This is a genomic window from Croceicoccus pelagius, from assembly GCF_001661915.1.
Classification (GTDB): domain Bacteria; phylum Pseudomonadota; class Alphaproteobacteria; order Sphingomonadales; family Sphingomonadaceae; genus Croceicoccus; species Croceicoccus pelagius.
In genome coordinates this window covers 118,888-131,751 of record NZ_LYWY01000019.1, presented here as the reverse complement: position 1 = coordinate 131,751, position 12,864 = coordinate 118,888, and the positions used below count along the sequence as shown (strand labels likewise).

General features: G+C 62.0%; 14 protein-coding genes. All 14 read left to right on the top strand.

Going from position 1 to position 12,864, the window contains the following annotated elements:
- Positions 1–13: 13 nt before the first annotated feature.
- Genes A9D15_RS04075 through A9D15_RS04020 form a run of 14 tightly spaced genes read left to right on the top strand, consistent with a single transcriptional unit; the run spans position 14 to position 12,864 of the window.
- Positions 14–337, top strand: coding sequence for a nuclear transport factor 2 family protein (locus A9D15_RS04075; protein WP_066762179.1), 324 nt, complete (start codon positions 14–16; stop codon positions 335–337).
- Positions 337–1,005, top strand: coding sequence for a complex I 24 kDa subunit family protein (locus tag A9D15_RS04070; RefSeq protein ID WP_066762023.1), 669 nt, complete (start codon positions 337–339; stop codon positions 1,003–1,005). Before A9D15_RS04075 ends, A9D15_RS04070 begins: the two co-directional genes overlap by 1 nt.
- Positions 1,005–1,169 carry a hypothetical protein gene (locus A9D15_RS16405; RefSeq protein WP_156521638.1) on the top strand — a complete coding sequence of 55 codons (165 nt, stop codon included), beginning with the start codon at positions 1,005–1,007 and terminating at the stop codon, positions 1,167–1,169. The genes A9D15_RS04070 and A9D15_RS16405 overlap by 1 nt, the downstream gene beginning before the upstream one ends.
- Positions 1,169–1,306: a hypothetical protein gene (locus A9D15_RS16720; RefSeq protein ID WP_172807461.1), complete on the top strand. Its 138-nt coding sequence runs from the start codon at positions 1,169–1,171 to the stop codon at positions 1,304–1,306. The genes A9D15_RS16405 and A9D15_RS16720 overlap by 1 nt, the downstream gene beginning before the upstream one ends.
- On the top strand, positions 1,306–2,595 hold the full coding sequence (gene nuoF / locus A9D15_RS04065) for an NADH-quinone oxidoreductase subunit NuoF (RefSeq protein ID WP_172807460.1): 1,290 nt from the start codon (positions 1,306–1,308) through the stop codon (positions 2,593–2,595). Before A9D15_RS16720 ends, nuoF begins: the two co-directional genes overlap by 1 nt.
- Positions 2,595–4,601, top strand: coding sequence for an NADH-quinone oxidoreductase subunit NuoG (nuoG, locus tag A9D15_RS04060; RefSeq protein ID WP_066762019.1), 2,007 nt, complete (start codon positions 2,595–2,597; stop codon positions 4,599–4,601). The genes nuoF and nuoG overlap by 1 nt, the downstream gene beginning before the upstream one ends.
- Positions 4,598–5,641: an NADH-quinone oxidoreductase subunit NuoH gene (gene nuoH, locus A9D15_RS04055; RefSeq protein ID WP_066762017.1), complete on the top strand. Its 1,044-nt coding sequence runs from the start codon at positions 4,598–4,600 to the stop codon at positions 5,639–5,641. The genes nuoG and nuoH overlap by 4 nt, the downstream gene beginning before the upstream one ends.
- Positions 5,638–6,123: an NADH-quinone oxidoreductase subunit NuoI gene (gene nuoI, locus A9D15_RS04050; protein ID WP_066762016.1), complete on the top strand. Its 486-nt coding sequence runs from the start codon at positions 5,638–5,640 to the stop codon at positions 6,121–6,123. The genes nuoH and nuoI overlap by 4 nt, the downstream gene beginning before the upstream one ends.
- A 24-nt stretch (positions 6,124–6,147) precedes the next feature.
- Positions 6,148–6,765, top strand: a complete 618-nt coding sequence (locus tag A9D15_RS04045) for an NADH-quinone oxidoreductase subunit J (protein WP_066762015.1) — start codon at positions 6,148–6,150, stop codon at positions 6,763–6,765.
- Entirely contained in the window at positions 6,762–7,067 is a 306-nt protein-coding gene (gene nuoK, locus A9D15_RS04040; RefSeq protein WP_066762013.1) for an NADH-quinone oxidoreductase subunit NuoK, read from the top strand. The genes A9D15_RS04045 and nuoK overlap by 4 nt, the downstream gene beginning before the upstream one ends.
- The gene (nuoL, locus tag A9D15_RS04035) at positions 7,067–9,061 is read left to right on the top strand and encodes an NADH-quinone oxidoreductase subunit L (protein ID WP_066762011.1); all 1,995 of its coding nucleotides are present in this window, start codon (positions 7,067–7,069) and stop codon (positions 9,059–9,061) included. The genes nuoK and nuoL overlap by 1 nt, the downstream gene beginning before the upstream one ends.
- Before the next feature lie 21 nt (positions 9,062–9,082).
- On the top strand, positions 9,083–10,633 hold the full coding sequence (locus tag A9D15_RS04030) for an NADH-quinone oxidoreductase subunit M (protein WP_066762009.1): 1,551 nt from the start codon (positions 9,083–9,085) through the stop codon (positions 10,631–10,633).
- A complete protein-coding gene (nuoN, locus tag A9D15_RS04025) occupies positions 10,630–12,111 on the top strand; it encodes an NADH-quinone oxidoreductase subunit NuoN (RefSeq protein ID WP_066762008.1) in 1,482 nt (493 codons plus the stop codon). The genes A9D15_RS04030 and nuoN overlap by 4 nt, the downstream gene beginning before the upstream one ends.
- A 12-nt stretch (positions 12,112–12,123) precedes the next feature.
- Complete coding sequence (locus A9D15_RS04020) at positions 12,124–12,864, top strand: biotin--[acetyl-CoA-carboxylase] ligase (protein WP_066762006.1); 741 nt, start codon at positions 12,124–12,126, stop codon at positions 12,862–12,864.

The window sequence follows — 12,864 nt, the reverse complement described above, 5'->3', positions numbered from 1 at the left end:
CATCGCGCGCTCCATGATCGACGCTTACAACGCGCAGGACGTGGACACCTACGTCTCGTTCATGACCGACGATGCCTGCGAGGCGAATTATCGCGGCGATGTGGTCCGCGAAGGCAAGGAAGGTACGCGCAGCGGCCTTGCCGCCGCGTTCTCCCGCTGGCCGCAGAACCGCGCCGAAATCCGCGATGCACAGGAAATCGGGAACTACGTCATTTTCCGCGAATACGTCACGCGGGGCCCCTCGACCGACGGTTCGCCGCTGGTCGAACCCTTCGACGTCGTCGCGATCTACACTTTCGAAGGCGACAAGTGCGCCCGCGTGGAGTTCGTCCGCTAATGGCTGACCGCTACATCGAACCCGTCACCGCCGAACTGCGCGAACGCTGGGGCGCTTTCGCCTTCTCTCCCGGGTGGGAAGAAAAGGCGAAGGCGGCGATTACCCGATATCCCGATGGCCGCCAGAAGTCGGCCGTCATGGCCTTGCTCGATTTCGCGCAGCGCCAGGTGGGCGAGGAGACCAATACACAAGGCTGGCTGCCGATTCCGGTCATGGAATATGTTGCCGCCTATCTCGACATGCCGGTCATCCGTGTGGTCGAGGTCGCGACCTTCTATACCATGTACAATCTCGTGCCGGTGGGCCGCTATCACGTGCAGGTTTGCGGCACCACGCCGTGCTGGCTGCGCGGTTCGGACGAGGTCATGGAGACATGCAAGAAGCGCGGCATGAAGAAGGGCCACACGACCGAGGATGGCCTGTGGACGTTGACCGAGGTCGAGTGCATGGGCAACTGCGCCAGCGCACCGATGGTCCAGATCAACGACGACAACTTTGAGGATCTGACGGGTGAACGCCTCGATGCCGTCCTCGACGCGCTGGCGGAAGGCAAAACGCCCAAGGCCGGGACGCAGGAGCCGGGTCGCCACACGGTTGAACCCGTTGGCGGGCCCACAACGCTCACCGCCATGGTCGATGCAAACCACGACTATCGGGGCGAATGGTGATGCAGGTCACTGGCCGCAACTTCGTCCTCGCGGGGACGCTCTTCGTGATCGCGTCGCTGCTGTTCTACCTCACCGGTAGCAGCGGCCCCGTCGGCGCGACGCTGCTGGCCGTGGGCATTGCCTTTCTCGCGTTCGGTCTGGTCAAGCGGAAGGACCGTTCCTGATGGACTCGCTGCTGATCATCATCGCGGCGCTGGTCGCGGTCTTCATCGCCTGGAAGGTGCTGAAAGGCATCGTAAAGACGCTGGCGCTGGGCGCGATTCTGATCGTGGCTGCAATTTTCGTATTCGGAGTTCTGTGATGCTGGCTGACAAGGACCGCATCTTTACCAACGTCTACGGTTTTCAGCCGTGGAACCTCGACGCGGCACGTGCGCGCGGTGACTGGGACAATACCAAGGACATTCTTGCCAAGGGGCAGGATGCCATCATAGACGAGATCAAGGCCTCTGGCCTGCGTGGTCGCGGCGGTGCGGGCTTCCCCACCGGCATGAAATGGTCGTTCATGCCCAAAGAGAGCAAGGACGGTCGTCCCAGCTTCCTCGTCATCAACGCCGACGAATCCGAACCGGGTTCGTGCAAGGACCGCGAGATCATCCGCCACGATCCGCACAAGCTGATCGAAGGCGCGCTGGTTGCCGGTTTCGCGATGCGCGCGCGCGCAGCCTATATCTATATCCGCGGCGAATACATCCGCGAAGCAGAGACGCTGTTCACCGCCGTGCAGGAAGCTTACGACGCAGGTCTCATCGGCAAGAACGCCTGCGGATCGGGCTACGACTTCGACGTCTTCGTCCACCGCGGCGCGGGCGCCTACATCTGCGGTGAAGAAACCGCGATGATCGAAAGCCTCGAAGGCAAGAAGGGCCAGCCCCGCCTCAAGCCGCCGTTCCCGGCAGGCGCAGGCCTCTATGGCTGCCCCACGACGGTGAACAACGTGGAATCGATCGCGGTCGCTCCCACGATCATGCGTCGCGGTTCAGCCTGGTTCTCCAGCTTCGGGCGAGAAAACAACAAGGGCACCAAGCTCTTCCAGATCAGCGGGCACGTCGAAAAACCCTGCGTGGTTGAGGAAGAAATGGGCATCCCGTTCAAGGATCTCATCGAGAAGCACTGCGGCGGCATTCGCGGCGGTTGGGACAACCTGCTGGCTGTCATCCCCGGCGGTTCGTCGGTTCCGCTGGTTCCTGCGGCCGAAATCATGGATGCCCCGATGGACTTCGACGGCCTGAAGGCGGTCGGATCGGGTCTTGGCACCGCCGCGGTCATTGTCATGGATAAATCCACCGACATCGTGAAGGCGATCAGCCGGATCAGCTACTTCTACAAGCACGAAAGCTGCGGCCAGTGCACGCCGTGCCGCGAAGGCACCGGCTGGATGTGGCGCATGATGGAACGCCTGCGCGTCGGCGATGCACAGCCGGAAGAAATCGACATGCTGTTCCAGGTGACGAAGCAGGTCGAAGGCCACACGATCTGCGCCCTCGGTGACGCGGCCGCATGGCCGATCCAGGGCCTGATCAAGCACTTCCGCCCCGAACTCGAACGCCGCATCGCGGACGCTGGCAATATGGCAGAGGCAGCTGAGTAATGCCGACAGTTAAGGTAGACGGTCAGGAAATCGAGGTTCCCGCAGGCGCCACCGTCCTGCAGGCGTGCGAACTTGCGGGTAAGGAAATCCCGCGTTTCTGCTATCACGAACGCTTGAGCATTGCAGGCAACTGCCGCATGTGCCTCGTCGAGGTGAAGCCGGGGCCGCCCAAGCCGCAGGCTTCGTGCGCGCTGCCGGCCACCGAAGGCCAGGAAATCCGCACCGACAGCGAAATGGTCAAGAAGGCGCGCGAAGGGGTGATGGAGTTTCTCCTCATCAACCACCCGCTCGACTGCCCGATCTGCGACCAGGGCGGCGAATGCGACCTGCAGGACCAGTCGATGGCCTATGGCCGCGGCGCGACGCGCTATGACGAGAACAAGCGCGCGGTCACCGAAAAGTACATGGGTCCGCTCATCAAGACGACGATGACGCGCTGCATCCACTGCACCCGCTGCGTGCGCTTCTCCGAAGAGATCGCCGGCGTGGACGAGATCGGCGCGCTCTATCGCGGCGAGAACATGCAGATCACGACCTATCTCGAACACGCAGCCAAGCACGAGCTTTCGGCCAACGTGATCGACTTGTGCCCTGTCGGCGCTCTGACTTCGCGGCCCTATGCGTACGAAGCGCGTCCGTGGGAGCTGAAGAAGACGCTCGGCATCGACGTGATGGACGCGATGGGCGCGAACATCCGCATCGATAGCCGCGGCCGCGAGGTGCTTCGCGCGCTCCCCCGCATCAACGACGACGTCAACGAAGAATGGTTGTCGGACAAGTCGCGTTATGCGGTCGATGGTCTTACGCGCCGCCGTCTCGACAAGGTCTGGATCCGCAAGAAGGGCAAGCTCGAAGTCGCGACCTGGGACGAGGCTTTCCAGAAGATCAAGGCAGCCAAGCCGGGCAAGGACATTGCCGCAGTCTATGGCGACCTGCTCGACTGCGAAACGATGTTCGCGGCCAAGGCGCTGCTCGGCGCGATGGGCTCGACCCTGATCGAAGGTCGCCAGACCGGCATGACCTACGACACGTCGAACCTTGCCGCGGTGAATTTCAACACAACGCTGGCCGAGATCGAGAATGCGGACGCGGTCCTGATCGTCGGCAGCCAGATCCGCCACGAAGCTCCGCTGCTCAACGTCCGCCTTCGCAAGGCGGCCAAGCGCGGCGCGAAGGTCTTTATCGTCGGTCCCGAATGGGAAACGACATATCCGGCGACTTTCCTCGGCAACGATCTCGGCGTTCTGAACTCGCTTTCGAGCGACGTGACCGATGCGTTCACCAAGGCCGAGCGTCCGGCGATCATTCTCGGCGGTGCGGCGCTGGGTCGCGGCGCGCTGGGCAAGGCGTTCGCGCTCGCCAAGGAATGGAATGTCGTTAAGGACGGCTGGAACGGGTTCAACTCACTCCACTTCTCAGCCTCGCGCATGGGCGGTTTGATGCTCGGCCTAGCGCAGAAGGGCGGCATGGCCGACCTCGTCGCGGCAAAGCCGAAGGTGCTGCTGGCACTCGGCGCGGACGAGGTGGACTTCGCCAAGTTCCCCGACGCGCTCAAGGTCTTCATCGGCCACCACGGTGACAAGGGCGCGCACGCGGCGGACATCATCCTGCCCGCCGCCGCCTACACCGAGAAGGCGGGCACTTACGTCAATATCGAAGGCCGCGTGCAGCGTAGCGAAAAGGCCGTCTTCGCACCGGGCGATGCCCGCGAGGACTGGACGATCCTGCGCGCGTTGGCCGATGCACTTGGCGTGACGGTCGGTTTCGACAGTTTCGACCAGCTTCGCGCTGCCATGTTCGCCGATACTCCGGCGCTGGCCACCGAAGGCCTGGCAGATCTGGGCGGTGAACTTCCGGCAGGGGGCGGTGACGCGTCGGGGGTTATCGAGGCCTATCCGGTCGCCGACTTCTACATGACGAACGCGATCTGCCGCGCCAGCCCGACGATGCAGCGCTGCTCGGAAGAACTGCTCCACGGCGAGGACCTTGCGGAGGCCGCGGAATGACTGCTTTTTTCCAATCGCTCGGCATGAATTACGAGTGGGCCTGGTTCATTGCCACGGTCTGCGGGATCCTGCTGATCGCGCTGCCGCTGATGCTGGCGGTCGCGATGATCATTTACGTCGACCGCAAGGTCTGGGCCGCGATCAACCTGCGGCGTGGTCCCAACGTGGTGGGCCCCTTCGGTATCTTGCAGTCCTTCGCTGACGGTCTGAAGGTCTTCCTGCAGGAAACCATCATTCCCTCGGCCGCAAACAAGGGCATCTTCATCCTTGCCCCGATCGTGACCTTCACGGTCGCGCTTGGCGCATGGGCGGTGATCCCGTTCGATGCCGGCGTCGTGCTGGCGGACATCAACGTCGGCCTGCTCTACATCCTCGCGATCTCTTCGCTTTCGGTCTACGGCGTCGTCATGGCGGGCTGGGCTTCGAACTCGAAGTATCCGTTCTTCTCGGCCATGCGCGCATCGGCGCAGATGATCAGCTACGAAGTCTCGATCGGCTTCATCCTGGTCTGCGTCGTCCTCTACGCAGGGTCGTTCAACCTCACTGAAATCGTGATGTCGCAGAAGGGCCATGGCCTGGGCATCGTGAACGGCTATGTTTTCAACATCCTGCTGTTCCCTATGTGGGTGATGTTCTTCATATCCTCGCTGGCAGAAACGCAGCGCGTTCCCTTCGACCTTACCGAGGCGGAATCCGAGCTCGTCGCAGGGTACCAGACCGAATATTCGTCGATGAGCTTCGCGCTCTTCTGGCTGGGTGAGTACGCTAACATCCTGCTGATGTGCTCGCTTAACACGATCCTGTTCTTCGGTGGCTGGCTGCCGCCGGTCGACTGGGCACCGCTGTATTATGTGCCGGGCATCATCTGGTTCCTCCTGAAGACCTTCTTCTTCTTCTTCATGTTCAGCTGGGTCATGGCGACGGTGCCGCGATACCGTTACGACCAGCTGATGCGGCTTGGCTGGAAGATCTTCCTGCCGATCTCGCTTTTGTTTGTCGTGCTGATCTCTGGTTGGCTTATGTTCACGAGGTACGCATGAGCGTCGCCCATCTCGTAAAGTCGTTCACCCTGTGGGAGTTCGTGAAGGCGCACGCCCTCACGCTGAAGTACTTCTTCAAGCCCAAGGTGACGATCAACTACCCGTTCGAGAAGAACCCGCTGTCCCCGCGTTTCCGCGGCGAACATGCGCTGCGTCGCTATCCTAACGGTGAGGAACGCTGCATCGCGTGCAAGCTGTGCGAGGCCGTTTGCCCCGCGCAGGCGATCACGATCGAGGCCGAGCCGCGCGACGACGGGTCGCGCCGAACCACCCGCTACGATATCGACATGACCAAGTGCATCTTCTGCGGCTTCTGCCAGGAAGCGTGCCCGGTCGATGCGATCGTCGAAGGGCCAAACTTCGAATACGCGACCGAAACGCGCGAAGAACTGCTTTACGACAAGGCGAAACTGCTGGCGAACGGGGACAAGTGGGAGCGGGCGATCGCCGCAAACCTTGAAGCCGATGCGCCCTACCGCTAGGGGCCGCGCGCAGGGACATTATCCATGATCCATATCATCGCCTTCTATCTCTTCGCAGTGCTCCTGATCGCCAGCGCCGTGCTGGTCATCATGAGCCGGAACCCGGTCCACTCGGTGCTCTGGCTGATCCTCGCGTTCTTCAACGCGGCGGGCCTCATGGTTCTCGTCGGCGCCGAGTTCATCGCGATGCTGCTCGTCATCGTATACGTCGGCGCGGTCGCGGTGCTGTTCCTTTTCGTGGTCATGATGCTCGACATCGACTTTGCCGAACTTCGCGCAGGCTTCGTGAAGAACTTCCCGCTAGGCATCCTGCTCGCCGTGATCCTGCTGGCCGAACTCGTGCTGGGCTTCGGTGCGTATCGTGCCGGCGCGCTTAAGCTGGGCGAGGCGGACGGCACTGCCGGCGTCATCGCGGGCCGTTCGAACATCGATAGCATCGGTGCGCTGCTCTACGGCGAATACCTGTTCCTGTTCGAGGCCGCTGGCCTGGTCCTGCTGGTCGCCATGATCGGCGCGATCGTGCTCACGCATCGTGAACGCACCGACACGCGCGGTCAGAACGTTTCGAAGCAGAACAAGCGCCGCGCCGAAGACGCGACGGTCAACGTGAAGCCCGAAGTGGGCAAGGGGATCACGCTGTGATCGGTATCGAACACTATGTCGTCGTCAGCTCGATCCTGTTCGTGCTGGGCGTGCTGGGGATCTTCCTCAACCGCAAGAACGTCATCGTCATCCTGATGGCGATCGAACTGATCCTGCTTTCGGTGAACCTCAACCTCGTCGCCTTCAGCGCCTTTCTCGGCGATCTCGTCGGGCAGGTCTTTGCCATGTTCGTGCTGACCGTCGCAGCAGGCGAGGCCGCGATCGGGCTTGCCATTCTTGTCATCTACTTCCGTGGCCGCGGTACTATCGCGGTTGACGACATCCATCGCATGAGGGGCTGATCCAAGTGATCGAGATCATCGTCTTCGCGCCCCTACTGGCGGCCATCATTGCCGGTCTCGGCAATCGAATGATCGGCAATATGCCGGCCAAGATCGTGACGACCGGTGCGTTGTTCCTTTCCTGCGCACTGTCGTGGCCGATCTTCCTCGGCTTCATGACGGGCTCGGAAACTGCCTATGTCGATCCCGTGCTCAAGTGGGTGCAGTCGGGCGGCATGAACTTCGACTGGTCGCTGCGCGTCGACACGCTGACCGCGGTCATGCTCGTCGTCATCACCAGCGTCTCGGCACTCGTCCACCTCTATTCGTGGGGCTACATGGACGAGGATCCGGACCAACCGCGCTTCTTCGCCTACCTGTCGCTGTTTACTTTCGCGATGCTGATGCTCGTGACGGCCGACAATCTCGTCCAGATGTTCTTCGGTTGGGAAGGCGTGGGCCTTGCCTCGTACCTCCTGATCGGTTTCTGGTTCAAGAAGCCCAGCGCCAGCGCCGCCGCGATCAAGGCCTTCGTTGTCAACCGCGTGGGCGATCTCGGCTTCATGATGGGCATCTTCGGCGTGTTCCTCGTGTTTGGCACGACTTCGATCCCCGAAATCCTCGACCGCGCGCCCGAAATGGCGGGCAGCACGATCGGATTCCTCGGCATGCGCGTCGATACAATGACGGTGCTGTGTCTGCTGCTGTTCATCGGCGCGATGGGTAAGTCGGCCCAGCTTGGCCTCCACACCTGGTTGCCTGACGCAATGGAAGGCCCGACGCCTGTTTCCGCGCTCATCCATGCGGCAACCATGGTCACCGCTGGCGTGTTCATGGTCTGCCGCCTCTCGCCTCTGTTCGAGACCAGCCAGACTGCGCTGACATTCGTCACCTTCATCGGTGCAGCGACCTGCTTCTTTGCCGCCACGATCGGCACGACGCAGACTGACATCAAACGCGTAATTGCCTATTCGACCTGTTCGCAGCTGGGCTATATGTTCTTTGCAGCAGGCGTCGGCGCATATGGCGCGGCGATGTTCCACCTGTTCACGCACGCCTTCTTCAAGGCACTGCTGTTCCTGGGCGCAGGCTCGGTCATCCACGCGATGCACCACGAACAGGACATGCGTTACTATGGCGGCTTGCGTAAGCAGATCCCGATCACGTTCTGGGCTATGATGGCGGGTACGCTGGCGATCACCGGCGTCGGCATCTGGTTCCTGCATATCGGTTTCGCAGGCTTCTACTCGAAGGACGCAATCCTTGAGAGTGCCTTTGCCAGCGGCAGCGAGATGGGCCAGTTCGCCTTCGTGATGGGCATTGTCGCCGCGTTGCTGACCAGTTTCTATTCGTGGCGCCTGATGTTCCTCACCTTCTGGGGCAAGCCGCGCTGGATCGAGAGCGAGCATATCCAGCACACCGTCCACAAGACGCCGGAAGAGGCGGGCGCCGATACGACCGGCGGCTATCATCCGCACGAAAGCCCGTGGGTCATGCTGACCCCGCTGGTGATCCTTTCTCTCGGCGCAGTTTTCGCGGGCGCGATCTGGAGTCACTCGTTCCTCGACAGCGCGGAATTCTGGAACGGCTCGATCTTCTATAACGAGCATCTGATCCACGCGATGCACAACGTGCCCACATGGGTGAAGATCGCGCCAGGTGCCGTCATGCTGATCGGCCTGCTGATCGCTTGGAATAACTACATCCGCGATCCGGACGCTCCGGCCCGTTTCGTGGGCATGTTCGGCGGGATCTACACGTTCCTCAAGAACAAGTGGTACTTCGACGAGCTCTACAACGTGATCTTCGTGAAGCCGGCCTTCTGGCTTGGCCGCAAGTTCTGGAAATGGGGCGATGTCGGCACGATCGACCGGTTCGGCCCGGATGGTGCCGCATGGGTCGTCGCACAGGGGTCTCGCTACGCGCAGAAAGTGCAGACCGGTTATCTCTACAGCTACGCGCTGGTCATGCTGCTCGGGCTGCTCGCCGCGATCAGCTGGATCATGGTTCGATAAGGGCGGGGCAGGTTTAAAGACATGGACGGCTTTCCGATCCTCTCGCTGATGCTGCTGGTACCGCTGGTCGGTGCTGCCATCTGTTTCTTCGTTCCGGCCCAGACGGCGCGCATGGTCGCGCTCGTCGCGACACTGGTCGATCTGGCACTGGGCGTGGTCCTATGGGCCAGCTACGACATTGGCGGCGCGCAGTGGCAGTTCGTTGAACGGGCAGAGCTTTTTGCCGGCTTCTCCTACGCGCTGGGCATCGACGGCATCGCGCTGATGCTGATCATGCTGTCGGTTTTCCTCATGCCGATCTGCATCGGCGCCAGCTGGAATTCGGTGACCAAGCGGGTCGGCGAATACATGGCCGCCTTCCTGATGATGGAAACGCTGATGATCGGCGTTTTCGCAGCGCAGGACCTGTTCCTGTTCTACATCTTCTTTGAAGCGGGCCTGATCCCGATGTACCTGATCATCGGGATCTGGGGCGGCGACAATCGCATCTACGCATCGTACAAGTTCTTCCTCTACACGCTGATCGGTTCGGTCCTGATGCTGATCGCGATGTTCTGGATGGTTCGCGAAGCGGGCACGACCGACATTCCAACTCTGATGGCGACCGACTTCCCCGCAGGGGCCCAGAACTGGCTGTGGCTCGCTTTCTTCGCCAGCTTCGCCGTAAAGATGCCGATGTGGCCGGTTCACACGTGGCTGCCCGACGCGCACGTCCAGGCCCCGACCGCAGGTTCGGTCATCCTTGCTGGCGTTCTGCTGAAGATGGGCGGCTACGGTTTCATCCGGTTCAGCCTGCCGATGTTCCCCGAGGCTTCGGCGAACCTTGCATGGGTCGTGTTTACCATGTCGATGATTGCGGTGGTATACACCTCGCTCGTCGCGTTGGTTCAGCACGACATGAAGAAGCTGATCGCTTATTCGTCGGTCGCCCACATGGCGATCGTGTGCATGGCGCTGTTCAGCTTCAACGTGCAGGGCCTCGAAGGCTCGATGATCGTGATGTTGAGCCACGGGCTCGTTTCGGGTGCGCTGTTCCTTGCCGTCGGCGTCATTTATGACCGCCTGCACACCCGCGAAATCGACCGTTACGGCGGCCTTGCGATCAACATGCCGAAGTATTCGCTGTTCTTCCTGCTGTTCACCATGGCCTCGATCGGCCTTCCGGGCACCAGCGGCTTTGTCGGCGAATTCCTGTCGCTTGCGGGCGTCTACCAGATTTCCAGCTGGGTCGCGCTGATCGGCACGACCGGCATCATCCTTGGCGCTGCCTACATGCTCTACCTCTACCGCCGCGTGGCCTTTGGCGAACAGAAGAACGCCGATGCCGCCGCCATGCCCGATCTCGACAAGCGCGAATGGGCTATGATGCTTCCGCTCGCAGCCGCAGTGCTGTGGATGGGTGTCTATCCAGAAAGCTTCCTCGCACCGATGCGCGCCGACATCGAATGGCTGGACCAGCGGCTCGAGGCTGCGGCACCGGCCGGTGACGCGCACTTGTCCGAACCCAATCCGGAGGCTGCTGCGGAACATCACGGCGAAGAAGCCGCTGCGGAAGGAGGGTCGCACCAATGACCGATTTCTCCCAGTCGCTGGCGCTGATCGCCGCGGAGGAACTGCTGACCGTCGTCGGCCTCGTCCTGCTGCTCGCGGCAGCGTGGATGGGCGACAAGTCATCGCGCCTGATCTCGATCGTCGCGGTTGCCGCGCTGGTCGCCTGCGCCTTCATCGCCGCGCCCGCGCTGTGCGGCGGTCTGATGGGACCGGAGCGCGTAGCGTTCTCGGGCCAGTACACGGCTGACGCCTTCTCGGCCTTTGCCAAGCTGCTTATCTACGCCTCGGGCATCGCCTCGCTCATCGTCGCGCCGCGCTTTTTCGATCGCGTTGGTGCGATGCGGGCCGAATACCCGATCCTCGTCCTGTTCGCTGTCCTCGGCATGAACATGATGGTTTCGGCGACCGACTTCCTGTCGCTCTACATCGGTCTCGAACTGAACAGCCTTGCCGCCTACGTACTGGCCTCGTTCCTGCGGGATGACGAGCGTTCGGCCGAAGCGGGTCTCAAGTACTTCGTGCTGGGCGCGCTGGCATCGGGCATCATCCTGTTCGGCATGAGCCTGACTTACGGTTTCACCGGCTCGACCAACTTTGCTGCCGTCGCGCTGGCGATGGACGGGACGCTGGCAACCGGCGCTCTCGTCGGCCTGATCTTCGTGCTCGCGGGTCTGGCCTTCAAGATAAGCGCCGTGCCGTTCCACATGTGGACGCCCGACGTTTACGAAGGTGCGCCGACGCCGGTAACGACCTTCTTCGCCACCGCGCCGAAGGTCGCCGCCCTCGCGCTCACCATGCGCGTTGCGCTGGGTGCTTTCGGTACGCAAGTCGATGCGTGGCAGCAGATCGTGATCTTCGTCTCGCTGGCCTCGATTGTGGTCGGTGCGCTGGGTGCGATCGGTCAGTCGAACATTAAACGCCTGCTCGCCTATTCGTCTATCAACAACGTCGGCTTCCTGCTGATCGGCCTTGCAGCCGCGACGCAGGAAGGTGCATCTGCCATGCTCGTCTACCTCGCGATCTACGTCGCGATGAGCGTTGCTGGGTTTGTCGTCGTGCTCTTGCTGCGCGATGCCGAAGGCCGCCCGGTTGAGGCGATTGCCGATATGGCAGGTCTTTCGCGCACACGTCCGGCGCTGGCATGGGCGCTTGCTGCGGTCATGTTCAGCCTTGCCGGTATTCCGCCGCTGTTCGGCTTCTGGGGCAAGTTCGTGGTCTTCCAGGCCGCGGTGAACGCCGACCTCGTCGCGCTGGCGGCCATCGGTATCGCAGCCTCGGTGATTGGCGCTTTCTACTACCTTAAGGTCGTGAAGATCGTGTTTTTCGACGAACCGGCGAACGTGGTCGCGCGAGACGGTGAAAGCGGTGTCGATGCACTAGCGCACAAGGTCGTCCTGCTGATCGCCAGCCTGTTCATCTCGCCGCTCGGGTACCTCCTCACGCCTTGGCTGGGCGACCTTGCCGACAAGGCATCGGCCGCCCTCTACTTCGCAGGCTAAGGGGGGCGCCGCATGACCAGCGGCCATCGCATCGAAACGGTCGGGCAGATCGGCTCGACCAATGCGGAACTTCTCCGCCGCCTCGCCTCGGGTGAAGCGGCGGAAGAAGGTACATGGCTGGTCGCCGATCGGCAAAGCGAGGGCAGGGGCAGACTTGGCCGCGAATGGTCCGACGGCGCGGGCAATTTCATGGGCTCGACGCTGGTGTATTTGCGAAGTTCCGATCCGGCTCCGCAAACGCTGGCCCTCGTAGCCGGTGTCGCAGTTTACGAGGCGATATCGAAATTTCTCGGCCGGGCGCAGGGGCTCCTGCTCAAGTGGCCGAACGACGTTCTGCTCGACGGGGCGAAGCTGGCGGGAATCCTTTTGGAACGCGCGGGTGATGCAGTCGTGATCGGGATCGGGGTGAACCTCGCGTATGCGCCCGATTTGGCTGATCGCGTGGCGGCGGCAATCGCGTCTCACGGTTTGTCCGTCGACCGCGACGATTTTGCCGAAGAGCTTACACGCCGTATGGCTGCGGAGCTTTCGAGCTGGCGCAAATCCGGCCTTGGCGAGACGATATCGCGCTGGACGATCCGCGGCCCGCACATCGGCGCGCCGTTGCGCTATGTCGGTGTGACCGATACGATCGAGGACGGCACTTTCGCCGGAATAGACCAGGACGGCGCTCTGATGATGCGCTTGGCCAATGGCACTGTGCGTGTCATCCACGCGGGCGAAGTTTCGCTCATCGGCGAAGAGGGAGCCTGA